Annotated in this window: 30 protein-coding genes; 10 read left to right on the forward strand and 20 right to left on the reverse strand. The window is 71.3% G+C overall.

Going from position 1 to position 22253, the window contains the following annotated elements:
* Positions 1-104: 104 nt before the first annotated feature.
* Positions 105-926 (forward strand): aminoglycoside phosphotransferase family protein, encoded by an 822-nt coding sequence (locus tag QSK39_RS03365; protein ID WP_285476185.1) that lies wholly within the window; start codon positions 105-107, stop codon positions 924-926.
* Here the strand turns inward: QSK39_RS03365 and QSK39_RS03370 are convergent.
* Positions 914-1675, reverse strand: a complete 762-nt coding sequence (locus tag QSK39_RS03370; RefSeq protein ID WP_285476186.1) for an alpha/beta fold hydrolase — start codon at positions 1673-1675, stop codon at positions 914-916. The two genes, QSK39_RS03365 and QSK39_RS03370, sit on opposite strands and share 13 nt — an antisense overlap.
* Before the next feature lie 53 nt (positions 1676-1728).
* On the opposite strand from QSK39_RS03370, the gene QSK39_RS03375 reads away from it, so the two are divergent.
* Positions 1729-2226 carry a GNAT family N-acetyltransferase gene (locus QSK39_RS03375; protein WP_285476187.1) on the forward strand — a complete coding sequence of 166 codons (498 nt, stop codon included), beginning with the start codon at positions 1729-1731 and terminating at the stop codon, positions 2224-2226.
* 36 nt (positions 2227-2262) lie between these two features.
* Here QSK39_RS03375 and QSK39_RS03380 read toward each other — a convergent pair whose 3' ends face one another.
* From QSK39_RS03380 to QSK39_RS03395, 4 genes are all read right to left on the reverse strand, one after another.
* Positions 2263-2568 carry an Rv1322 family protein gene (locus QSK39_RS03380; protein ID WP_285476188.1) on the reverse strand — a complete coding sequence of 102 codons (306 nt, stop codon included), beginning with the start codon at positions 2566-2568 and terminating at the stop codon, positions 2263-2265.
* Between the two features lie 282 nt (positions 2569-2850).
* Positions 2851-3762 (reverse strand): NAD/NADP octopine/nopaline dehydrogenase family protein, encoded by a 912-nt coding sequence (locus QSK39_RS03385; protein WP_285476189.1) that lies wholly within the window; start codon positions 3760-3762, stop codon positions 2851-2853.
* A complete protein-coding gene (locus QSK39_RS03390) occupies positions 3759-3953 on the reverse strand; it encodes a hypothetical protein (protein WP_285476190.1) in 195 nt (64 codons plus the stop codon). Before QSK39_RS03390 ends, QSK39_RS03385 begins: the two co-directional genes overlap by 4 nt.
* A 96-nt stretch (positions 3954-4049) precedes the next feature.
* On the reverse strand, positions 4050-5174 hold the full coding sequence (locus tag QSK39_RS03395) for an alkaline phosphatase family protein (RefSeq protein WP_285476191.1): 1125 nt from the start codon (positions 5172-5174) through the stop codon (positions 4050-4052).
* A gap of 45 nt (positions 5175-5219) precedes the next feature.
* Here QSK39_RS03395 and QSK39_RS03400 point away from each other — a divergent pair, with 45 nt between their 5' ends.
* Entirely contained in the window at positions 5220-5432 is a 213-nt protein-coding gene (locus QSK39_RS03400; RefSeq protein ID WP_285476192.1) for an FmdB family zinc ribbon protein, read from the forward strand.
* A 33-nt stretch (positions 5433-5465) separates the two neighbouring features.
* On the opposite strand, the gene QSK39_RS03405 is transcribed toward QSK39_RS03400, so the two are convergent.
* Positions 5466-6584 carry a trans-sulfuration enzyme family protein gene (locus tag QSK39_RS03405; protein ID WP_285476193.1) on the reverse strand — a complete coding sequence of 373 codons (1119 nt, stop codon included), beginning with the start codon at positions 6582-6584 and terminating at the stop codon, positions 5466-5468.
* 58 nt (positions 6585-6642) lie between these two features.
* On the opposite strand from QSK39_RS03405, the gene QSK39_RS03410 reads away from it, so the two are divergent.
* Positions 6643-7119 (forward strand): Lrp/AsnC family transcriptional regulator, encoded by a 477-nt coding sequence (locus tag QSK39_RS03410; protein WP_285476194.1) that lies wholly within the window; start codon positions 6643-6645, stop codon positions 7117-7119.
* A gap of 1 nt (position 7120) precedes the next feature.
* Here QSK39_RS03410 and QSK39_RS03415 read toward each other — a convergent pair whose 3' ends face one another.
* Positions 7121-7645 carry a P-loop NTPase family protein gene (locus QSK39_RS03415; RefSeq protein WP_285476195.1) on the reverse strand — a complete coding sequence of 175 codons (525 nt, stop codon included), beginning with the start codon at positions 7643-7645 and terminating at the stop codon, positions 7121-7123.
* Positions 7629-8093, reverse strand: coding sequence for an Lrp/AsnC family transcriptional regulator (locus QSK39_RS03420; RefSeq protein WP_285476196.1), 465 nt, complete (start codon positions 8091-8093; stop codon positions 7629-7631). The genes QSK39_RS03415 and QSK39_RS03420 overlap by 17 nt, the downstream gene beginning before the upstream one ends.
* Before the next feature lie 93 nt (positions 8094-8186).
* Here QSK39_RS03420 and QSK39_RS03425 point away from each other — a divergent pair, with 93 nt between their 5' ends.
* From QSK39_RS03425 to QSK39_RS03440, 4 genes are all read left to right on the forward strand, one after another.
* Positions 8187-9026 carry an LLM class flavin-dependent oxidoreductase gene (locus QSK39_RS03425; RefSeq protein WP_285476197.1) on the forward strand — a complete coding sequence of 280 codons (840 nt, stop codon included), beginning with the start codon at positions 8187-8189 and terminating at the stop codon, positions 9024-9026.
* On the forward strand, positions 9023-9448 hold the full coding sequence (locus tag QSK39_RS03430; protein WP_285476198.1) for a nucleoside deaminase: 426 nt from the start codon (positions 9023-9025) through the stop codon (positions 9446-9448). Before QSK39_RS03425 ends, QSK39_RS03430 begins: the two co-directional genes overlap by 4 nt.
* A complete protein-coding gene (gene tsaA, locus QSK39_RS03435) occupies positions 9445-9855 on the forward strand; it encodes a tRNA (N6-threonylcarbamoyladenosine(37)-N6)-methyltransferase TrmO (protein ID WP_285476199.1) in 411 nt (136 codons plus the stop codon). Before QSK39_RS03430 ends, tsaA begins: the two co-directional genes overlap by 4 nt.
* A gap of 104 nt (positions 9856-9959) precedes the next feature.
* Positions 9960-10475, forward strand: coding sequence for a hypothetical protein (locus QSK39_RS03440; RefSeq protein ID WP_285476200.1), 516 nt, complete (start codon positions 9960-9962; stop codon positions 10473-10475).
* Here the strand turns inward: QSK39_RS03440 and QSK39_RS03445 are convergent, their stop codons facing one another.
* From QSK39_RS03445 to QSK39_RS03480, 8 genes are all read right to left on the reverse strand, one after another.
* Complete coding sequence (locus QSK39_RS03445; protein ID WP_285476201.1) at positions 10476-12245, reverse strand: 3-hydroxyacyl-CoA dehydrogenase family protein; 1770 nt, start codon at positions 12243-12245, stop codon at positions 10476-10478.
* 120 nt (positions 12246-12365) lie between these two features.
* A complete protein-coding gene (gene dhaM, locus QSK39_RS03450) occupies positions 12366-13037 on the reverse strand; it encodes a dihydroxyacetone kinase phosphoryl donor subunit DhaM (protein ID WP_285476202.1) in 672 nt (223 codons plus the stop codon).
* On the reverse strand, positions 13034-13663 hold the full coding sequence (gene dhaL / locus QSK39_RS03455) for a dihydroxyacetone kinase subunit DhaL (RefSeq protein WP_285476203.1): 630 nt from the start codon (positions 13661-13663) through the stop codon (positions 13034-13036). The genes dhaM and dhaL overlap by 4 nt, the downstream gene beginning before the upstream one ends.
* Positions 13663-14664: a dihydroxyacetone kinase subunit DhaK gene (gene dhaK / locus QSK39_RS03460; RefSeq protein ID WP_285476204.1), complete on the reverse strand. Its 1002-nt coding sequence runs from the start codon at positions 14662-14664 to the stop codon at positions 13663-13665. The genes dhaL and dhaK overlap by 1 nt, the downstream gene beginning before the upstream one ends.
* Positions 14665-14731: 67 nt before the next feature.
* Entirely contained in the window at positions 14732-15736 is a 1005-nt protein-coding gene (locus QSK39_RS03465) for a DUF3558 domain-containing protein (protein ID WP_285476205.1), read from the reverse strand.
* 47 nt (positions 15737-15783) lie between these two features.
* Positions 15784-16068, reverse strand: a complete 285-nt coding sequence (locus QSK39_RS03470; RefSeq protein ID WP_285476206.1) for a hypothetical protein — start codon at positions 16066-16068, stop codon at positions 15784-15786.
* Positions 16069-16078: 10 nt separating this feature from the next.
* On the reverse strand, positions 16079-17776 hold the full coding sequence (locus QSK39_RS03475) for a sodium:solute symporter family protein (RefSeq protein ID WP_285476207.1): 1698 nt from the start codon (positions 17774-17776) through the stop codon (positions 16079-16081).
* Positions 17777-17963: 187 nt separating this feature from the next.
* Positions 17964-18740 (reverse strand): hypothetical protein, encoded by a 777-nt coding sequence (locus tag QSK39_RS03480; RefSeq protein ID WP_285476208.1) that lies wholly within the window; start codon positions 18738-18740, stop codon positions 17964-17966.
* A gap of 430 nt (positions 18741-19170) precedes the next feature.
* Here QSK39_RS03480 and QSK39_RS03485 point away from each other — a divergent pair, with 430 nt between their 5' ends.
* Entirely contained in the window at positions 19171-19842 is a 672-nt protein-coding gene (locus tag QSK39_RS03485) for a ribosomal protein L7/L12 (RefSeq protein ID WP_285476209.1), read from the forward strand.
* 7 nt (positions 19843-19849) lie between these two features.
* Here the strand turns inward: QSK39_RS03485 and QSK39_RS03490 are convergent, their stop codons facing one another.
* Together QSK39_RS03490 and nucS are read right to left on the reverse strand one after the other, a co-directional pair.
* Complete coding sequence (locus QSK39_RS03490; protein WP_285476210.1) at positions 19850-20056, reverse strand: DUF1653 domain-containing protein; 207 nt, start codon at positions 20054-20056, stop codon at positions 19850-19852.
* 1 nt (position 20057) lies between these two features.
* The gene (gene nucS / locus QSK39_RS03495) at positions 20058-20717 is read right to left on the reverse strand and encodes an endonuclease NucS (protein ID WP_285476211.1); all 660 of its coding nucleotides are present in this window, start codon (positions 20715-20717) and stop codon (positions 20058-20060) included.
* A 37-nt stretch (positions 20718-20754) separates the two neighbouring features.
* On the opposite strand from nucS, the gene QSK39_RS03500 reads away from it, so the two are divergent.
* Positions 20755-21300 carry an NUDIX domain-containing protein gene (locus tag QSK39_RS03500; protein ID WP_285476212.1) on the forward strand — a complete coding sequence of 182 codons (546 nt, stop codon included), beginning with the start codon at positions 20755-20757 and terminating at the stop codon, positions 21298-21300.
* Here the strand turns inward: QSK39_RS03500 and QSK39_RS03505 are convergent.
* On the reverse strand, positions 21272-21733 hold the full coding sequence (locus QSK39_RS03505; protein ID WP_285476213.1) for a DUF2867 domain-containing protein: 462 nt from the start codon (positions 21731-21733) through the stop codon (positions 21272-21274). The genes QSK39_RS03500 and QSK39_RS03505 overlap by 29 nt on opposite strands.
* The gene (locus tag QSK39_RS03510) at positions 21730-22230 is read right to left on the reverse strand and encodes a TetR/AcrR family transcriptional regulator (RefSeq protein ID WP_285476214.1); all 501 of its coding nucleotides are present in this window, start codon (positions 22228-22230) and stop codon (positions 21730-21732) included. Before QSK39_RS03510 ends, QSK39_RS03505 begins: the two co-directional genes overlap by 4 nt.
* Positions 22231-22253: the final 23 nt, after the last annotated feature.

A 22253-nucleotide genomic window follows, 5' to 3' on the forward strand; every position in this document is an offset into this window, starting at 1 on the left:
GTCATCGTCCGGCCGCCGAGGTGGGCAGGGCCCGGTTCAGCGGTCAAGGGGGATCGTAGCCCTCGTCACCGACAGTCGCGCGCACCGGCTGGCAAGATCGGGCCGTGGCCGACGAATACACGCGTGCCGCGGTCCGTGCGGCACGGATCGTGACCTCCCGGCTGGGTCTGCGCGACCACGAGCCCGAGGTGCTCCACGAACGCTCGAACGTGCTGGTGAAGCTGGGTCCGCTGGTCGCGCGGGTGCCGGGGACCACCCGCCTCGCGCGCCCCGGGCCGGCGTGGCAGGAACGGGACGTGGCCCTCTCCCGGTTCCTCACCGACCGTGGTGTGCGCGTCGTCTCACCGGCCACGGATCCCCCGGCCGGACCGCATTTCGCCGAGGGACTGCCGGTCACGCTCTGGCACCACACGCCGCACGATCCGGACCACCGGTACGCACCGGACGTCGTCGCGCGGTCGCTCGCCGAGGTGCACTCGGCGTTGCGGGAGTTCCCGGGCGAGCTCCCCCGGCGCGGCCCGCTCGACGACCTGGAGCGCATCTTCGACCGGCACGACCTGGACGGCGAGACGCCCCGGTTGCGCGCGGAGGCGGCGCGCCTCGCCGCGGCGCTGCCGGACGTCCCCGTGCAGCCGCTGCACGGCGACGCGCACCCCGGCAACGTGATCGCCACGCCCGCGGGACCCTGCTGGCTGGACTTCGAGGACACCTGGCTCGGCCCGCCGGCCTGGGACCTCGGGATCCTCGCCCGGCAGGGCGGCCCGGAGTTCTTGGCCGCCTACCCGGGCCCGGTCGACGAGGCCGGACTCGCTCCTTGGATCCGGGTGCGGGAGCTCTACTCGGTCGTGTGGCAGTACGTCATCGCGATCCGGTTCCCGCACCGGCTCCCCGGCGCCCGCGCGGCGCTCGCCGCCTACTTTTCGTGAGTCGCCGGGTACCAGGAGAGGATCGCCTCGACCACGCCCGCCGGGTCCTCCAGCGGGGTCAGGTGGCCGGCCTCCGGGAGCACCACGAGCGTCGCGCCGTCCATGACCTCGACCATCGCGCTCGCCGCCGCGACCGGCGTGATCGGGTCCTCTTCGCCGACGACGACCAGCGCGGGGACCTTCGCTTCCCGGAGCAGTCCGAGGGAGTCGGGCCGCGTCCGCAGCGCGAGCGCCGTCCACGAGATCCCGGCGGGCGGCTGCGATTCGATGATCTCCCGGACCGTCTCGACGACGTCCGGCCGCCGCTCGCGCGTCGACCCGGCCAGCAGGTTCGGCAGGTTGGCCTCGGCGAGCCAGCCCCCGATGCCTTCGTCCTCGACGCGCCTGGCGACTTCCAGCCGGCTCTGCGCGGCCTCGGGCGTGTCCGGCGTGGCCTTGGTGTCGATGAGCACGAGCCCGCCGACCCGCTCCGGCGCCAGCCGCAGCACGGCCATCGCGAGGTAGCCGCCCATCGAGCAGCCGCCGAGCACGACGCGGTCCAGCTCCAGGCGGTCCAGCAGGGCGACGACGTCGCGCGCGGCGTCCTCGAGGCTCGGCTCGCGGTCCGAGTCCGGCAGCGGCGAGCGGCCCAGCCCGCGCTGGTCCGGAGTGATCACCCGAAGGTGTGAAGCGAGGGGCTCGCGCACCGCGTTCCACATGCGGGCGTCCAGGGGAAAGGCGTGGAGGAGGACCAGCGGCAGTTCGGTCATGCGGGATATCTTGTCGGACGTTTTTGTCGGACCCCCGCGCTAGCTTCGCCGATGTGTTCACCGACATCGAAACCGACCGGCTGCTGCTGCGTCCGCTCCACGAGGCGGACCGGCAGGCGATGGTCGACATCCACACGGACCCGCGCACCAACCGCTTCCACCCCGACCCGCCCGACGTCCCGCGCGCGTCGGCGATGTTCTCGGAGTGGCTGGCGCACTGGGCCGAGCACGGCTTCGGCTACCCGGCGGTGACCGAACGCGGCGGCACCGAGGTGCTCGGCATGTGCGGGGTGCGACTGCGGGAGTTCCACGGCGAGAAGGTGCTGAACCTCGGCTACCGGTTCCGGCCGTCGGCGTGGGGCAAGGGGTACGCGGGCGAGGCCGGGCTGGCGGTCCTGGAGTGGTGTGCCCGCGAACTGCCGTCGGTGCCGGTGCTGGCGAGCGTGAGCATCGCGAACAAGCCGTCGCTGCGGGTGGCGGAGCGGCTCGGCTTCACCGAGTACACGGAGGAGATGTACGAAGGCGCGATGTCGCGGCACTACCGGCGCTGAGCCGGGCGGTGTTTGACAACTCCAGAAGGAATCGGGTCACCGGCGGCGGTTCGGCCGCCGGCGGGCCCGGGCGTCCCAGCAGGCGCGGTGCCAGTGCCGCCGGTCGGCGACGGAGCCGGTCTCGTCGGCGGGCCAGACGACGAGGTGCGGCGTGCCCGGCCGGATCTCGTGGTCGCAGCCGGGGCACCGGTAGTCCTTGGTGGCCTGCGAACCGGGCACGGTCCGCACGAGCCAGTCCCCGTCGGCGCCGGACTCGGCCCGGGCCCAGCCGGTGGCGGCACCGAGGTCGCGTTCGGGCGGCCCACCGTCCCCGCGGCGGCCGGGACGGTTGCGTCGAGGCACCCCCAAACGGTATCCGCCCCGCCCCCAGCCCAGGCAGACGAGTCGTCCCCAGGTACGCAAGCCGACCCTCCAGGCACGCAAGCCGACCCTCCAGGCACGCGAACCGACCGTCCAGGCACGCGTGTCGACCCTCCAATCACGCGAGTCGACCCTCCAATCACACGTGTCGACCCTTCAATCACGCGTGTCGACCCCTCAATCACACGTGATGCCCCTCCAATCACGCGAGATGCCGGTCCAATCACACGTGATGCCCGCCCGATCACCGGTGACGGGAAGGCCTCAGGCCGCGCGGCCCGCCACCCGGCCGCCTGCCCGCAACCGGCGGCGGATTCCGTCATGGCCGAGGCCGTCCCAGCCGAGCCGGGCCAGCGTCCGCCCGGTCCGCCGCAAGTCCTCGCCCCCGAGCACGGACATGATCGTGATGGCGGCGTCGACCATCGGCGTCGCGACCCCGGCACACCGCGCGAGTGCCTGCAGCGGCACGAGCGTCGACCGGATGTCCTCGGTCAGGAAGCGGTGGTCGAGGCTGGTCGGCGCGGCGATCGTCCGGTACGGCTCCACCGTCCGCAACGCGTCGAGCAACGTCGTGGCCGGGCAGCCGTAGTAGCGGTCGAGGACCTCGGTCATGGGCAGCAGCCGCGCGCCGTAGGCCCGCGCGACGGCGGCGAACTCGGCCTCGGTCCGTTCCAGCAGCGCGATCGTGCGGTGGGAAACGCCTTCGACGTAGAAGAGCAGCTCCTCCGCGCGGTCGATGGTGCCGAGGTTGGCGAGCGCGATCGGCACGTGCGCGACCGCGCCGAAGTCGTGCAGGCCGCGTTCGACGGGGTTGCGCGCGACCTCCAGCATCGGGAACCACTCGCGCAGCAGCCCGGCGTGCCGTCCGACGGCGGCCGGCGTGCTGCCGGAGATCAGGTTCCACCCCTTGGCCCCCAGCACGGTCACCCCGCCGGTCCCGGACGGCCGCGCGGCGAACAGCGCGTCGGTCTCGACGACGTCGACCTCCGGTGCCCCGGCGGCGGCGAGCGCGTGCGCGAACTCGACGCTCCCGCACAGCTTGTCGGAGAACAGGACCACCACCTGGCCTGCGCGAAGGTACGGCGCCAGCCGGACGGCGACCTCCGGATAGGCGGTCGTCACGGTCGCGACCAGCACCACGGCCCGCCCGGCCAGCGACGCGGGATCCGCCGTCACCTCGCGCAGAGCGGGAACCGGCCGTCGAGCACCCCGCTCGCGACGATCTCCCGCCGGCGCGCCATGTCCCGCACCGCCGAGAGATCCCGCGTGCAGAGGTGCACGGGCAGCCCCCGCGAGGCGAGGTGGGCCGCGACGGCCCGTCCCTCACCACCCGCCCCGACGACCCCGATCCTGTCCAGCCCGCTCATCCCGCCCACTCCTCGTCGATCCGGTACGCAGTGGACAGGTCGGCACACCGGCGGGGAAAGTTCCCGCCGGGGCACGTTCTCGAAGAACGGGACCCGTCACCCTTGGGCGAGCGCCAGCGGCACCAGCTGTTCGGCCGTGGTGAGCGACCCGTGCTGCCCGATCAGCGACGTCTCCACGGCTTCGGCGAGCCCCCGCACCATCCCGAACCGCCCCCGGGCCGCCGCGACGACGTCGCCGATCCGCGGCAGCACCCGGTCGCTGACCGTGTGGCCGAACCACCCCTCGGCGATCGCCTCCTCACGCGACCGCACCCAGGCCCGCTCGCCCAGCACCTCCCGCCAGGCCGCGAGGACGTCCGCGGCCGCGCCCGGCTCGGTGTAGACGTGCCGGGCGCGCACCTCGCCCCCGAAGGTCCGGACGCCGGACAGCAGCTCCGGGACGTCTTCGAGGTCGAGCTTGTCGTCGACGGTGACCATCCCGTGGTCGGCCACCACCGCGAGCAGGGCCCCGGCCGGCAGACCGTCCACAAGGGACTCGACGAGCCGGTCGATCTGCCGCAGCTGCATCCGCCACGCGGTGGACCCGGGGCCGTACACGTGCCCCAGCAGGTCGAGTTCACTGTGGTAGGCGTAGCAGAACGCCCGCTCGCCGAGCACCGACAACGTGCGCGCGGCGAGGTCCCCCAGCGCGTGCACCCCGGCGTACTGCGCACCGCTCTGGGTGGCCAGGGTCAGGGCCGTGTCGCGGAACTTGGCGGACGACACCACCGCAGCGGCGATGCCCGCCGCGGCCGCCCGTTCGAACGTCGTCGCCAGCGGTTGCACCTCGCGGGGCGGGAGGGCGCCACGCAGGTCACTGCCGTCTTCGTGGCTGCACCAGCGCAACGCGTTGAGCACCCCGGTGCCGGGCATCTCGAAGGTGTAGCCGACCATGCCGTGCTCGCCGGAAGCGAGCCCGGTGCCGATCGCCGCCACCCCGGCGGCCGTCGTGGACGGGAAGCCCACGCGCAGCGACTCCCGGGCGAGTTCGGTCAGCACCGGCGCGTCGGCGGCGTGCTCGGCCAGCAGCTCCCAGCCGAGCCCGTCGACCAGCAGGACCCCGGCGCTGCGGGCCTCCGGCAGCGCCAGCGTGTTCCCGAAGCCGGGCACCCCGAGCGCGGTGAGCAGGGACGGGACGACCTGGCCGAGGTGCGGGACGTCGGCAAGCGGTGGCGGCTGCACGCGCCCAGCTTCCCATCCCCGGACTCCTCCGGCGATAATCGCGGCATGCCGACCTACGCCTACCGCTGCCGCGAGTGCACCGAGACCTTCGAGCTCCTGCGCCCGATGAGCGAATCGAGCGCGCCGGCGACCTGCCCGGACGGCCACGCCGACACCGTCAAGCTGCTCACCACGGTCGCCCTCACCGGGGCCGCGAGCGGACCCGCGGTCCCGGCGGGCGGCGGCGGTGGCTGCTGTGGCGGCGGCTGCTGCGGCTGAATCGCTCGCCCTTGCGGAGCCCGGCCCGGACCCTTAAAGCGACTTCAGCGCCTGCTCCAGGTCGGCCCAGAGGTCCTCGACGTCCTCGAGCCCGGCCGACAGCCGGATCAGCTGGTCGGACACGCCGGCGTCGTGCCGGTCGCCCGCGTCGACGATCCGGTGGCTGATCGACCCGGGGTGCTGGATCAGCGTGTCGACGCTGCCGAGGCTGACGGCCGGCGTGATCAGCCGGACCGCGCCGATCAGGGCGTGCGGGTCGCCGTCGACCTCGAACGCCACCAGCGGCCCGCCGAGCCGCGGGTAGTGGACGGCCGTCACCGCCGGGTGGTCTCCGAGCCGTGAGGCCAGCGTCGCCGCGGTGGCCGACGCGGCGTTGACGCGCAGCGGCAGCGTGGAAAGCCCGCGCAGCAACAGGTATCCGGCGAGCGGGTGCAGCACGCCGCCGGTCGCGAAGCGGATCTGCCGCAGCCGGGCGGCTTCCTCCGCGTCGCACGCGACGACCCCGCCCATCACGTCGCCGTGGCCGCCGAGGAACTTCGTCGCGCTGTGCAGCACGATCCGTGCGCCGTGGAGGCCCGGGCGCTGCAGCACCGGAGTCGCGAAAGTGTTGTCCACCAACAGCGGCACGTCTCCGCAGGCAACAGCCAGCGCGGCGATGTCGGCCTCGGCGAGCGTCGGGTTGGCCGGCGTCTCGACGAACACCAGCCCGGTGTCGGGCCGCAGCGCGGCGGCGACGGCGTCCGGCGCGGCCCAGGTGACCTCGGTACCGAGCAGCCCGGACTCGAGCAGGTGGTCACTGCAGCCGTACAGCGGGCGCACGGCGACGATGTGGCGTTTCCCTTGCGACACCGCGGAAAGCAGGCAGGCCGAGACGGCGGCCATGCCGCTGGCGAACGCGACGCCGTGCTCGAAGCCTTCGAGCTCGGCGAGCGCGCGCTCGAACCGTTCGACGGTCGGGTTGCCCACCCGGCCGTAGATCGGCGGGCCGTCGAGTTCGCCGCCGGCGGCGAACTCGTCGATCCGGGCGGCTTCGGCGGCACTGTCGCGGGAGGGGTAGGTCGTCGACAGGTCGAGCGGGACGGCGTGCACGCCGAGGTCCGTGAGGTCGTCACGGCCGGCGTGGACGGCACGCGTGCGCAGCGAAGAGGTCATGCCAGCATGGTCGAGCTTTCACCGGATCCGAAGCAACAGTCTCGGATATCATTCGCCGATGTCCGATTCTGTCGAACTGAGTCCGGTCGACCTCGAGATTCTGCGCCTGCTCCAGAACGATGCCCGGGTCACCAACAAGGACCTGGCCGCCGCGGTCGGCATCGCGCCGTCGACGTGCCTGGACCGCGTCGCCCGGCTGCGGGACACCGGCGTGATCACCGGGCAGCACGCGTCGGTCGACGCGGCGAAGCTGGGGCGCCCGCTCGAAGCGTTCCTGTTCGTCCAGGTCCGCCCGCACCGGCGGCCGCTGGTGGACCCGTTCATCGAGCACCTGCTGTCGCTGCCCGAAGTCCGCGCGGTCTACCACCTGACCGGGCCGGACGACTTCCTCGCGCACGTCGCGACCAGCTCCGCCGGCGAGTTGCAGCGGCTGGTCCTCGACGAGCTGACCGCCCGGGACGAGGTCGCCCGCGTGCACACGAACCTCGTGTTCCAGCACTGGAGCGGCGGCCCGCTGCTCCCGCCGGGCGCCTGAGTCAGAGCGACTCGAGCCAGCGGCGGGTCTCGCGCGGAGACGTCATCCGCACGACCGCGGGGCACGGCGGTTCGGCGGCCCACGCCCGGATGGTCGCCCGTTTCCGCGCGAACGACGCGAAGTGCCAGTGGATGATCGAGTCCGCGGAGAACATCTGGCGGAACGACTCGACGTTGCCGTTGCAGATCCGCTCGCGGGTCACCGACCGCAGCGCCGTCCGGCGCACCAGACGGCCCAGGGAAAGCCAGCGCGGGTAGTCGAGACCCACGATGAGCTGCGTGCGCGGCAGCACGACGTCCTTCCACCTGCTGTAGGCGGCATCGAGAACCCAGCGTTCCCCCGCGCACACCTCGGCGATGCGGCGGCGCTGCTCCTCGTCGGACACCTGGACCCACCCCGGCAGCCAGGTGAGGTCGTCGGCCGAGACGTACGGCAGGCCGGTGCGCTCGGCGATCCGGGCCGCGAGCGTCGACTTGCCCGAGCCGGTCACGCCGTAGACGACGATGCGCTCAGGCGTCGAGGTCACGAGCGGGCTCCCGTGGTCCGCGGTAGGGCAGCGTCTGGCTGTAGACGACGTTCGTGGTCGTGCTGCCGAACTGGGCCAGCTCGTCCATCGTGTGCTCGAGGTGGGCCATCGAGGCCGCGGCGATCTTGAGCGTGTAGCAGTCGTCGCCGGTGGTGCGCAGGCATTCGAGGATCTCGAGACGCTCGCCGAGCAGCTTGTGCAGGGCCTCGTGCCGGCTGCCGGGGTACTTGAGCCGGACGACGGCGAGCACCGGGTAGCCGACCTTGCCGAGGTCGATGTCGGCGCGGTAGCCGGTGATCACGCCGGCCGCCTCGAGCCGCCGGAGCCGTTCGGTCGTGGCCGACGCGCTGAGGTTCACGCGGCGGCCGAGCTCGGTGAGCGGCAGCCGGGCGTCCTGCTGGAGCTCGACCAGGATGGCCCAGTCCGTCTGATCGAGAGTCTCGGTCATCCGGCGAATGTACCGCGAGATCCACGGCCGAAGCCGCCGAACGCCGTGATCGATCCCTTCCGATCACCGCTTTGACCTCGATAGCCTTTCCGGGTGAAGATCGGCGTGAACGTCCCCAACTTCGGCCCCGGCACCGACCCCGGTGCGTTGCGCGCTTGGGCGCGGACCGTGGAAGGCCTCGGCTACGACCTGCTGATGGTGTCCGACCACGTCGCGATCACCCCGGACGTCGCGGGCCAGTACCCGGCGCCGTTCTACGAGCCGTTCACGACGCTGTCGTGGCTCGCGGGCGTCACCGAAAAGGTGCGACTCGGCACCACCGTGCTGGTCGTGCCGTACCGGCATCCCCTGCTGGTGGCCCGGATGGCGGCGAACCTCGACGCGCTCAGCGGCGGCCGGCTGGTGATCGGGGCCGGGATCGGCTGGGCGAAGCAGGAGTTCGACGCGCTCGGCGTCCCGTTCGACCAGCGCGGGAAGCTCACCGGCGAGTACCTCCGGGCGATCCGCGCGGCCTGGGCCGACCACGACGACTACCGGGCCGGCCCGATCCCGCTGTGGCTGGGCGGGCACAGCGACGCGGGGCTGCGCCGCGCGGTGGAGCTCGGCGACGCGTGGCACCCGCTGCGGATGACCATGTCCGGCTTCCGGGAAGGCTTGGCACGCCTGAAAACCCTGGCCGGCGACCGGCCGGTGCCGGCGTTCGCGCCGCGGATCCTCCTGCGGGTGACCGGCGAACCGGTGACCGGCCCGGACCGGCGCGCCGGGGAAGGCACCCTCGAGCAGGTCCTCGACGACCTGACACAGCTGCGGGCGCTGGGCGCGGACACCGTCGTGCTCGACCCGTTCGATGCGGACCCCGCCGAAACCCTCCGCCCGGAGATCGCGTGGCGGGACCTCGCGGCGATTGCCGCTTCCTGGAAGGAAAACCGGTGAAAGAAACCGAAGAAGCCCTGCTGCGGCGCGCGATCGAGCTCGCCCGCGAAGCGCGCGAGGAACACGGCAACCCGCCGTTCGGCTCGCTGCTGGCCAACGCCGACGGCAACGTCCTCGCCGAGGACCGCAACACCTCGTTGACCGACAACGACATCACGGCGCACCCGGAGCTGAAGCTCGCCCGCTGGGCGGCGCAGAACCTGACCCCCGAGGTCGCGGCGGCGACCACGATGTTCACCAGCACCCAGCCGTGCGGGATGTGCACCGGCGCGATCGAGCGGTCCGGGCTCGGCCGCGTCGTCTACGCGCTGTCGGCGGAGCAGTTCCTCACCCTGCGCCCGCCGGTCACGTGGGGCTACGAGACGGAAGGCCCGGCCCTGTTCGACGAGGCCCGGGTGCCCGTCGAGGGGTACTACAAGTGACGAGCTACGAGGTGCGCCCGGTGGCGCGCGTCGAGTCTCCGCTCCAGGACCGCACCGCGGCCCCGAGACAGGGCGACGAAGGCGCCCCGCCGGCCCGGGTGGTGTTCGCGCCGGAGTTCCACCCGGCGGCGGCCGATCTCCGTCCGGGCGATCGCCTGGTGCTGCTGACGTGGCTGCACGAAGCCGACCGCGAGGTCCAGGCGGTCCACCCGCGCAGCGACCCGGCGCGCCCCCGCGAAGGGGTGTTTTCGACGCGCTCCCCGGACCGCCCGAACCCGATCGGCCTCCACACGGTGACGGTGACGGCGGCCGGGAACGGCACGCTCACGGTGACGGGCCTGGAAGCGATCGACGGCACCCCGGTCCTGGACGTGAAACCGGTCCTCGGGGAGGTGGCCGCCCGCTGAGCCGGCCGATCACGATCCGGGCACCGGGGTAACGACCGCCGCCGCCCGGCCGACCTCCTGCGTACAAACGGAGCAAGCCCCGAAGTGCCGGAGGAGGACTGGCGATGACCAGTGCGTTCGAACCCGTACTGCCCGACCCCTGGGCACCGCCGCAGGCTTCGCCGCCGGGGCGGGCGAAGACGAATCCCTGGCACCTGGTGCTCTCGGCCGCCGCCGGCGCCGCACTGGTCGGCGCCCTGTGGGCCGGCCTGGACCTGGCCGGCTCCGGCGCCCCGATCAGCACGCCCGGCACCCCCGCGGAGGCGTTCGACCTCCGCGGCACGTTCACGCTGAACAGCGGCGGGTACGGCTACAGCACCTGCGGTGGTTCCGGCGGCTATTCGGACATCACCACCGGGACGACGGTCACCGTCTACAACGCCGCGGGAACCGTGCTCTCCCAAGGCGCGCTCGGGACCGGGCGGCCGAACGGCGGCGGGAGCTGCGTGTTCACGCTGTCCGCGCCGAACGTTCCGGCGGGCGAGAAGTTCTACCTCGTCGAGGTGTCCCACCGGGGCCGGATCATGGTGCAGCCCGACGACGCGCGGAACGGGAACGTCGCCCTCAGCCTGGGCAGCTGATCAGTAGTCCTTGAAGCCCTTCCCGGTCTTCCGGCCCAGCCGCCCGGCCGTCACGAGGTGCTCCAGCAGCGGCGCCGGCGCGAAGCCCTCTTCGCGGAACTCGTTGTACAGCGTCCGCTGGATGGCCAGGGAAACGTCCAGCCCGACGACGTCCAGCAGCTCGAAGGGGCCCATCGGCAGGCCGCAGCCCACCTTCATCGCCGTGTCGATGTCGTTCGCCCCCGCGTAGTGGGCCTCCAGCATCTTCACCGCGTCGTTCAGGTACGGGAACAGCAGCGCGTTGACGATGAAGCCCGCCCGGTCTCCACAGTGGACCGCGTGCTTGCCCACCGCGGCGCAGACCGCGCTCGCCGTCGCCACCACGTCCGGGGCGGTCGCGATCGTCGAGACCACCTCCACCAGCTTCATCACCGGGGCCGGGTTGAAGAAGTGGAGACCGATCACGTCGGAGGGCCGGGAGGTCGCCGCCGCGCACTCGATCACCGGCAGCGAAGACGTCGTCGTCGCCAGCACCGCGCCCGGGCGGACGACCTCGTCCAGCGCCGCGAACACCGCCTGCTTCACCGAAAGCTCTTCGGCCACCGCCTCGACGACCAGGTCGACGTCGGCCAGTGCTTCGAAGTCGGTGACCGGGGTGATCCTCGACAAGGCGAGGGCCGCGTCCTCTTCGGACAGCTTCCCCTTGACCACGGCCTTGTCGAGCGACTTCTTCACCTTCGCGACGGACGCCTGCGCCTTCTCCAGGCTCCGGGCGCGCAGCACGACGTCGAGGCCGCGCTTCGCGAAGACTTCCGCGATGCCGGTCGCCATCGTCCCGGTGCCGATCACGCCGACGCGGGCGACCGGCCGCGGCGCGGCACCATCCACAGTGGACGCTGCCGTCGCGTCCGAGACGACGTTGGGCGAGTCCGGTGCGTCGTAGGCGTAGAACCCGCGGCCCGTCTTGCGGCCGAGCTGGCCCGCCGTGATCATCTGCTTGAGCAGCGGCGCCGGCGCGTGCAGCCGGTTGCGGGACTGGTGGTACATCGTGTCGAGGATCTCGTAGGCGGTGTCCAGCCCGATCAGGTCGAGCAGCGCCAGCGGGCCCATCGGGTACCCGCAGCCGAAGCGCATCGCGGCGTCCAGGTCCTCGCGCGTGGCGTAGCGCTGCTCGTACATCCGCACCGCGTGGTTGAGGTAGCCGAACAGCAGCGCGTTCGCGATGAAGCCGGCCCGGTCGCCGATCACCACCGGCACCTTGCCGAGCCGCTCGGCGAACGCGACCACCTCGGTGACCACCTCCGGCTCGGTGACCACGGTCTTCACGATCTCGACGAGCTTCTGCACCGGCGCCGGGTTGAAGAAGTGCATGCCGACGACCTTGCCGGGGCGCGCGGTGTGCACCCCGATCTCGGTGATCGACAGCGACGAGGTGTTGGACACGAACACGACGTCCGGCCGGGTGATCTTGTCCAGCTCGGTGAAGACGTCGGCCTTCAGCTCGAGGCTTTCCGGGATCGCCTCGATCACCAGGTCCACTTCGGACAGATCCGACAGCGAAGTGCTGTACCGGATCCGGTCCAGCAGCGCCTCCCGGCCGGCCTCGTCGAGCTTTCCGCCGGAGAGCGCGCGTTCGGTGGAGTGCCGCAGGTGACCGCGGCCCCGCTCGACCCCCGGCTGGTCGAGCTCGACCGTGACGACGTCGAGCCCGCTGCGCGCGAGCACTTCGGCGATCCCGGCCCCCATCGTGCCCAGGCCGACCACTCCGACCGTCGAGATGTCCCGCGCCATCGAGGCCTCCAGAGATGTTACTCGCTGGTAATTGGCCCCTGACTCTGCCACACGCGACCGTCGGAAGCCCAGACGGAATCGAGTCAGTACCGTGCAAGTCACCCGGTCGGCGAGCCGGGTTCACTCGCCGAAGTTGCCGTCCACCAGCTCTTTCGCCTTGGTCAGCGCGGCGGCAGCCTGCGGGCCGCTCGCCTGCAGGCGGATCCGGTCACCCTGGCGGGCACCCAGCGACATCAGCGCCAGCACGCTCTTGGCGTCGGCCTCCTGCTCGCCGAGCCGCACGGTGACTTCGGCGTCGAACTCGCTCAGCGCGCGCACCAGCACCGCGGCGGGCCGCGCGTGCAGGCCGACTTCGTTGTGCAGCTCCAGCTCGATCTCGTCACCACCGGCCGTGACCTCGGAGAGGGCCAGGTCCTCCGGCATCCCGGCGGCCGCGGCGGCCTCCGCCACCGCCTTGCGGCCCTGGCCCGACTGCGCCGCGACCGCCGCCGCGATCGCGCCTTCGACCAGCGGGCCGTCGGCGACGATGGCCGCCGAGGGGTCGGCGAGCGATTCGACGGCCAGCTCGGCGGTCATCTGGGCGCTGCCGAGGTCGTAGAGCAGCACGACGCCGTCGCCGGAGTCGGCGCGCTGGGTGGCCGCGACGACCTCGTCGTAGTCGGTGCCGATCGAGCCGTCGGACAGACCTCCAGCGGCCATGATGGTGACGTCCGGCGCCATCTGGGCGGCCAGCTCCGCCAGGCCTTCCGCGAGCTTCGCGCTGTGCGAAACGAGCACGATGCCGACACTCACCGGGCGGCCTCCGCGAACGCGCGCAGCAGCAGGGCCGAGGACCGCGCGCCGGGGTCCAGGTGCCCCACCGCCCGCTCGCCCAGGTACGACGCCCGGCCCTTGCGCGGCACGAGGTCCACTGTGGACTCGGCGCCGCGGTCGGCCGCGTCGGCCGCCGCGGTCAGCACCGCGGCGACGTCCCCGCCGTCCTCGGCCGCCTTTTCGGCGGCCGACACCGCCGGGATCAGGGCGTCGACCATGGTCGCGTCGCCGCCCACGGCCTTCCCGCGGGCCTGGACGCCTTCGAGCCCGGCGCGCAGCGCGTCCAGCAGCGCCGGGACGTCCAGGTCCCCGGCGGTGCCGAGCTTCGCGGACGCACGCAGGAAAGCCGTGCCGTACAACGGACCCGCCGCCCCGCCGACCTTCGAGATCAACGTCGTCGCGACGAGCTTCAGGACCGCACCCGGCGTCTCCGGCGCGCCCGCGTCGAGGGCCGCCACGACGGCGGCGAACCCGCGGTTCAGGTTCTCGCCGTGGTCACCGTCGCCGATCGCGCGGTCGAGGTCGATCAGCTCGGCGCGGTGCTCGGCGACCACGGCCGCAGCAGCGCGCACGGCCGCCGCGACCCCGTCGGCCTTGCAGGTCATCAGACCCCCCACCGCAGCGCCGCGGTGTTGACCGGGGCGTCCCAGAGCTCGGTCAGCTCGTCGTCCAGCTTGAGCAACGTCAGACTCATCCCCTGCATCTCGAGGCTGGTGATGTACGGGCCGACCAGCCGGCGTTCGACCACGATCCCACGCTCGGCCAGCAGCCGCTCGGCGATGCCGTGCGCCAGGTAGAGCTCGACGAGCGGGGTGGCCCCCATCGAGTTGGTGAACAGCAGCACGCGGTCACCGGAGGAGAACGGCAGGTCCTCCACCACGGCCTGGACCAGCCGCGCCACCAGCGCGTCGGCCGGCTCGAGCGGGATCCGTTCCCGGCCGGGCTCGCCGTGGATGCCGATGCCGAACTCGATCTCGCCGTCGCCGAGGTCGAAGCTGGGCGTGCCGGCGTGCGGCACGGTCGGCGCGGTCAGCGCGACGCCGATCGAGCGCACCTGGCCGATCACCTTCTGCGCCAGCGCGGTCACGGCGTCGAGCGAGTCGCCGCGCTCGGCGGCCGCGCCGGTGATCTTCTCCAGCAGCACCGTGCCGCCGACCCCGCGGCGGCCCGCGGTGTAGGTCGAGTCCTTGACCGCGACGTCGTCGTCGATCACGACGCTGCGCACCTCCAGGCCTTCGGCGGCGGCCAGCTCGGCGGCCGTCTCGAAGTTCAGCACGTCGCCGGTGTAGTTCTTCACGATGAGCAGGGCACCCGCGTCGCCGGTGGTCGCGGTGACGGCGGCCTGCACCGCGTCCGGCGTCGGCGAGGTGAACACCGCGCCGGGGACGGCGGCGGCGAGCATCCCCTGGCCGACGAACCCGCCGTGCAGCGGCTCGTGCCCGGACCCGCCGCCGGAGATGACGGCGACCTTCCCGGCGACCGGTGCGTCGGCTCGGACCACCACGTCCGGATCCTCCTGGACGCGCAGGATGTCCGCGTGCGCGGCGGCGAGGCCCCGCAGCGACTCCACGACCACGTTCGCCGGATCGTTGATGATCTTCTTCACGGCAACCTCCGGCACATCGGCGGGTGGGGTGTCCCCTTCCTACCTCTCCGCGCGGGCTACCGCCAGATCAGGGTTTGGGGAGCTTCGTGACGACGTTCTTCGCGACGGTGACCGCCTTGCCGCACGGATCGTCGGCGTTCGGGCTCGCGTTGTAGTTCTCGTAGTCCACTTGGGCCAGCTCGACGTCGTCGCCCTGCCACGGCCGGTGCTGCCACTGCACCGTGCACCGCGACGCGCTCCCGTCGGCCTGCTTCTGAAAAGCTGTCACGCCGTTGCCGAGGTCCACCTTGGAGTAACCGTCCCCGACGATCGGCGGCAGTCCCGGCAGGAACTCGACGGTGACGGTCGGGTTGGCGCCGTTGCTCTGCCACTGGCAGGAGTGCAGGCCCGAGGGCGCGGACTTCGCCGACGGCACGGCGGGGGCGACCGCCGCGGTGTCGGCCATGGCGCACGGGTCGGCGGTCAGCACGGTGCCCGCCGGCGTCGAGTACTTCTCCGGCGAGTTGTGGACCTTCTGCACGACGGCGTCCATCAGCGTCTGGCCGGGCCGGCACGGGTCGCCGGGGTAGGTGACCGAAATCGTGAGGGCCATGTCCGGGTTCAGCGCCGTCATCGTCGCGACCGTGCAGCTCGTGTCGTCGGTCTTGTTCACGCGCAGCGGCAGCCCGCCGACCTGGCCGGTCGTCTTGTCCGCGTGCGGCAGCAGCGTGCCGCCGATCTCGAACTCGAGCCGGATCTCCTTGCCACCGGGGTCCTTCACCTTGTTGGTGCACCGGTCGAAGGCGATCGACGACGGCGACGGGTCCTCCTCGACCGTGCCGAGGCCCAGCGCGCCGAGGGCCTCCTTGGTGAGGAACTGGCACGGTTTGATCGTGCGCAGCACGTTCGCCGCCACGGCGGCGTCGGTGATCGGGCCGTCGGAGACCTGGCCGCCGCCGGCCGCCGCGGGCACCGTCGTCCGCGCGAAGTTGGACTTGCCGAGGTCCTGCCCGCACGCGGTCAGCGGCAGCGCGAGGGCGGTGACCAGCAGGAACAGCTTCGGGAGACGGCGGCGCCGGACGTCAGGGAGCACGCGGTGCACGGTAGCGGGAACCTCGCGCCCCTGTCCGGACAACCCGGCTATTCGGCCGGGGCGGCGGGTGTGTCTTCGCTCTCGGGCTCGGCCGGCACGACGAGCGGCCGGACCCGGGCCCAGATGACGAACAGCGCCGTCACCACGAGCATGCCGATGCCGGCCCACAGGTTGATGTTGACGTCCGCCGCCTTCTTCAGCTCCGCGTCGGAAGTGAAGAAGGCACCCATCACGGTGAGGATGACGCCGTAGACGCCGATCAGCAGGGCGATGATCAGCCGGATGTCGAAAGCGCCTGCCTTCTTGGGCCGCGCGCCGGACTCGGTAGCCATAACCGGCCTCCTAGAAGATGGCGTTGAGGGCGATGGTCAGGATGAGCACGATGCCCGCGAGCAGGCCCGGCTTGCGGTACCAGCCCGCGTTCTCGCCGGTGTCGTCGTGCTTGCGCGTTTCCTTCGGGGTGAGCGAGTAGACCAGCCCGACCAGCTCTTCGTCCGGCTTCGGCTTGGTCGCCAGCGACACGGCGACGCTCACCACGATGTCGACGACGAACGCGACTCCCGCGGCCACGAAGCTGGTGCCCTGGCCCTCGAGCCCGATGTACCCCGCCTGCGACAGGCCCCAGATCGTGACGGCGGACGCCGTACCGAACACCAGGCCGCTCCAGCCGGCGTGCGGGGTCATCCGCTTCCAGAACATGCCCAGGATGAAGGTCGCGAACAGCGGCGCGTTGAAGAACGAGAACAGGTCCTGCAGGTAGTTCAGGATGTTGCCGGAGTTCGACGCGATGAACGCGGTGCCGATGGCGAGGACCGTGCCCGCCGACGTCACGATGCGGCCGAGGCGCAGGTAGTAGCCGTCCGGCTTGTCCTTCTTGATGTAGGTCTGCCAGATGTCGTACGTGAAGACCGTGTTGAACGAGCTGAGGTTCGCGGCCATGCCGGCCATGAACGACGCGAGCAGGCCGGCGATGGCTATGCCGAGCATGCCGTTGGGCAGCAGGTCGCGCATCAGCAGCAGGAGCGCGTTGTTGAAGGTGACGCCGCTTTCCGCCTTGCCGCCGTCGAGCAGGACCTGCTTGTCCTTGACGTACTCGGACACGGTGACCGCGGCGATCATGCCGGGGATGATCACGATGAACGGGACCAGCATCTTCGGGAACGCGCCGATGATCGGCGTCCGCCGCGCGGCGGACATGCTCTTCGACGCCATCGCGCGCTGGACCTCGACGAAGTTCGTCGTCCAGTACCCGAACGAGAGCACGAAGCCCAGACCGAACACGATGCCGAGGATCGAGAGGATGTTGTTGCCGAAGCCGGTCAGGTTGTCACCCGGCCAGGAGTGCAGCTGCGCGGTGCCGCCCGGGCTGGTGGTGACCTTGTCCACCAGGCCCTGCCAGCCGCCGACCTTGACCAGGCCGATGATCGTCAGCGGCACCAGCGCGATGACGATCACGAAGAACTGCAGGACCTCGTTGTAGATCGCGGCGGAGAGGCCGCCGAGCGCGGTGTAGGAGAGGACGATCACGGCGGCGATGATGATCGACACCCACAGCGGCCAGCCCAGCAGCAGGTTCACCACGCTGGCCAGCAGGAACAGGTTCGCGCCCGCGATCAGGATCTGGGCGGCGGCGAAGCTGATGCCGTTGACGAGGTGCGCCGGCTTGCCGAAGCGGCGGCGCATGAACTCGGGAACGCTGCGGACCTTCGAGCCGTAGTAGAACGGCATCATCACGATGCCGAGGAACAGCATCGCCGGGATCGCGCCGATCCAGAAGTAGTGCACCGTCGGCAGGCCGTACTGGGCGCCGTTGGCCGACATGCCCATGACCTCGACGGCACCGAGGTTCGCCGAGATGAACGCCAGGCCGGTGACCCAGGCGGGCAGCGAGCGGCCCGACAGGAAGAAGTCGAGACTGCTGGACACTTGACGCCGTGCCAGGTACCCGATGCCGAGCACGAGCACGAAGTAGAACGCCAACTCGATGTAGTCGATCGCGCTCGCGTCGAGTCGCAGGTTCGCATCGGCTAGGACGAGCACCCGACCCACCTCTTTTCAAACTGGACAACAACCCACAGGAATCACCACTGTCCTGTCGGATCCGGACAGTACTGCATGGATTCAGGGTCGGCACGTTGACTTGTCCAAAGTGGCCAGAGGGCGCGTTCCCCCGGCCTTGACCTGGGGAAACGCGCCCTCTGTTACGCACCGCGGGAGCGGTTGCGGATCACCGATCGGTCGGGACCGCGATCTCGCCGTCTTCTTCGATCAGCTTGGCGAGCACTTCGTCGGGCAGGTAGGTGCGGTGCGGGTAGCCCGGACCCCACGAGTTGAGCAGCGGCACGGCGCCGAGTTCGTCGGCCCGCGGGTTGGCGAGCACCGAGTGCACGTCGTCGACCGACTTGGCCCAGCGGAACGCCTTGATGCCCTGCTTGGCCTCGGGCGCGTACTTCTCGCGCGCCTCCCAGTCGTCGGTGGCGTAGGAGTCCTCCCACAGGACGTGCCCGGCTTCCTTGAGCACCTCGGCCGCGGCGCGGACCGACGTGCCGTTGTCGTCGCCGGGGTTGGTCTCGGGCCACTCGTCGCGCTTCTTGGCCGCGTCCCAGAGCCAGCGGGCGGTGTACTCGCTGCCGTTGAAGATCGACATGCACCGCGACCAGCCGAAGCCGACGCAGGCGCCTTCCTTGCCCTGGTCGTAGAACGCGTACCAGGCGTCGGTGTCCGGGGTGCCGCCCGGCTCGAGGCAGACGCAGTGGCCGCCGCGGATCCGGCCCAGCTTCGTGACACCGGCCTTGGCGATGAAGAACTCACCCGAGGCGCCGTCCTGCTCCGGGGTGTCGAACGCGGAGTACCAGTTGACCCCGATCACGACCGGCGCCCGGCGGGGCCGATGCGCGTCGGAGAGCGCGGTGAGCGGATACCGTTCGACGTGCCGCCAGTCGTCCGGAATGAACCGGCCCAGACGCGGGTCGGCCGGATCGGAACCGAGTGGGCGATAACGCATGACTTCCTCCTCCGTGCAGGCGAAAACGCGCGCGCACCGGCCGGACAGGCACGCGCACACGAGCTCGAAGGCGGACTGAAAACGTAGGCACGACAAAGAAAGACGGCCGAGCGCACCACCCTCCGGCCACGCCGGACGCACCGGCGGAACCCCTCGGAATAGAGTGTGCCACGGGCGGCCACAATAGGATCCCGAACTCACCCGAACAGCGCATAAAGGCAGGTCGGAAAGGAGCTGATCACTTCTCGGCCGCGTATCGGGTTAACGATTTCCTGGCGGAGTAATGGCCCGGGAATCAGATACCGCAATTCGGCATCGATTCGGTCTCGGTGCTTCGGTAACAACAACGCGCGCCGAGGCGACTCCCGAGCGTCGCGGCCACCGGGCGGCGCTGTCGGGAGGAATCAGGATGTCACCGTGGGCGGTTGTCGTGCTCCTACTGGCAGTCCTCGTGGGCGCGGTGGGCTGGAAAGTCATGCGCTCGGCGACCGTGGCGCACGAGGACCTGGCCGACGGCGTCATCGCGATCTTCGGAGGCCTGCGGCTGACCGAAACCGCCGTCGTCGAAGGCACCGGTGACCGGGCCCTGCACCATTCGCTGGCGGGCCTGTCCGCGCGGGTCGAGATCCGGAGTGCCCGGAACAGCCACGTCACGATCCCCCGGGTGCTGTTCCTCGGCATCCTCGCGCTGGCGGTCAAGAAGGAGCGGTACGACACCGAAGCGCACGTCGTGATCGAGGGACCGGGGACGAAGCTCGAGCGAGCGGTGAGCCTCCGCCGGCACCCCGACGGTGCGGAAGTGGCCCGCGAGTTCGCCGCGCGGCTGAACCGGCTCAGCACGCATCCCGGCTCCGACCACTACCCGCGAAGCCGGCCGCGGGGTGGGCAAGAGCGGTTCGACGTCGCCCTGCTCGATCCCGGTGCGCGCCAGGTCGAGGTCGTGCGGGCGGTCCGGCAGCTCGTGCGGGGCCTCGGCCTCATCGATGCCAAGGAGCTGGTGACCGGAACGCCGTCGATCCTGCTGGAACAGGTTTCCGCGCCGGAGGCCGAAGCCGCCCGGGAACGGCTCGAAGACGCCGGCGCGACCGTGGAACTGCTGTGAACGCGCCTCAGTCCGCTACGCGCCGGAAGCGGGGCACCCGGCCCGCTGCCGTCTCGACCGTCTCCTCGAACATCGCTTCCGGCCGCACCCAAAGACCTCGCGCGCCGTACAGCGCCCGGTACACCACGAGCCGCTCTTCGGTCTCGCTGTGGGACGCGACCCCGAGCACCTCGTACTCGCCGCCCTTGTAGTGGACGTACCGACCCGGAAGCACGTCAGAACAGCCGGAACTCGTCGGACTCGATGCCGCGCAGCTCGTCGTAGTCCAGCGTCAAGCACCGGATTCCGCGGTCCTCCGCCAGCGTCCGCGCCTGGGGCTTGATGATCTGGGCCGCGAACACGCCCTGGACCGGGGCCAGCAGCGGGTCGCGGTTCAGCAGCTCCAGGTACCGCGTCAGCTGCTCCACCCCGTCGATCTCGCCGCGGCGCTTGATCTCCACCGCCACCGACTTGCCGTCGGCGTCGCGGGCCATGATGTCCACCGGGCCGATCGCCGTCGGGAACTCGCGGCGGACCAGCGTGTAGCCGTCGCCGAGGGTCTTGATGTGCTCGGCCAGCAGCTCCTGCAGGTGCGCCTCGACGCCGTCCTTCTGCAGGCCCGGCTCCACGCCCAGCGCCTGGGAGTAGTCGTGGAAGACCTCCTCGATGGAGATCACCAGCTTCTCGCCCTGCTTGTTCTCGACGATCCAGAGCTTGCCGTCCTCGATCAGCCAGCAGGGTGGGCTCATCCAGTTCAACGGCTTGTACGCACGGTCGTCGGAGTGGACCGACACCGACCCGTCGGACTTCACGAGCAACAGGCGGGTGGCCATCGGCAGGTGGGCGGTGAGCCGGCCGGCGTAGTCGACCTGGCACCGCGCGATCACGAGACGCACCCGAGGAGGGTAGGACAGCCTCGGTGATACTGGGCGGGTGGACCCCATTCAGCGTGTCGCGTCCCGCGAGGTGTACCGGAACAACTGGATGACCGTCCGCGAGGACGACATCCGCCGCCCGGACGGCTCGGCCGGCATCTACGGCGTGATCGACAAGCCGGACTACGCCCTCGTCATCGCCCAGGACGGCGACCGGTTCCGGCTGGTCGAGCAGTTCCGCTACCCGCTGGGCCAACGGCGCTGGGAGTTCCCGCAGGGCACCGCGCCCGGCCTCGCCGACGTGCCGCCCGCCGAGCTCGCCGTGCGCGAACTGCGCGAAGAGACCGGCCTGCGCGCCGGGTCGATGGTGCCGCTCGGCAAGCTCGACGTCGCCGCCGGCATGAGCAGCCAGCGCGGCTGGGTGTTCCTCGCCACGGACATCACCGAGGGCGAGCCCGAACGCGAGGTCGAAGAGCAGGACATGCGCAGCGCGTGGTTCTCGCGCGCGGACCTCGAGAAGATGATCCTGGCCGGCGAGATCACCGACGCGCAGTCGATCGCCGCGTGGGGTCAGCTCATGCTGGCCGAGCGGCACCGGCCCTGAGCATTGCGCGGATCACCAGGTGGTGGAACGGCTTGATGAGCGCGAAGTAGGCCGGTCCGACGCGGTTGTGGAAGTGCACGATCGTGCCGAGCCGGAAGCCGCGAGGCACGGCTTCGACGGTCAGGTACCCGCTCAGGTGACTGTCGTCCGCGCCGACGACGAGGTAGCGCTCCGGGTCACCCGCCCGCACCGTGAAGCTCCCGACCGCGTCACCGGGCTCGAAGCCGATTTCCCCGGTCCGCCGACGCCGGGGCCGCGCCGTCTCCAGGCGCAGCACGCGCGCCAGCGGGTAGCGGAGCCCGTACAGGACCTTCACCCATCCGGGGCTCCAGCCGAAGACGCCCGCGATGAACTCGCGCAGGCTGTTCTCGCTTTCGATCTCCTTGAACTCGACGTAGTCGGCGCCGTCGAGAAAGGGTTCGAGCTCGGTCATTTCCTTCTCCCCAGAACGAGTTCCAACGCACTCTTGAGCTCCCGGCCGGACAGCGGCGGCACGACCTGCCCGGCGCCGACGACGACCAGGTACAGCGCCTGCGCCAGGCCCGCGTCCCCGCTGACGTCGGTCAGGTAGGCCACGCGGGTCCGGTCGACGCGCTCCTGGACGGCCCGCGCTTCGGCGTCCTGCAGCGCCCACGCCCGGATGGCGATCTCGAGCCCGAGGCCGGGCCCGGGCGTGAGGACGAGCTTCAGCAACGTGCCCAGGCGGTCACCGTCGGCCGCCTCGGCCTGCTCCATGAACCGGGTCGTGCGTTCGGTCTCGAAGTGCTCCAGCAGGGCCGTCCGGTAGCCGGTGATGCCCTTGAAGTGGTGGTAGAAGGAGCCCTTCGACAGGCCGAGCCGTTCGGTCAGCCGCTCGATGGTCACCGACGGCGCGCCCTGCTCCGCCAGCAGCACCAACCCCGCGTCCAGCCAGTCCCGCTTGCTCGCCATGGCCATACCATACCGTATGGTAT

Origin of the sequence: Amycolatopsis sp. NBRC 101858 (genome assembly GCF_030269325.1) — a bacterium.
GTDB classification, from domain to species: domain Bacteria; phylum Actinomycetota; class Actinomycetes; order Mycobacteriales; family Pseudonocardiaceae; genus Amycolatopsis; species Amycolatopsis ponsaeliensis.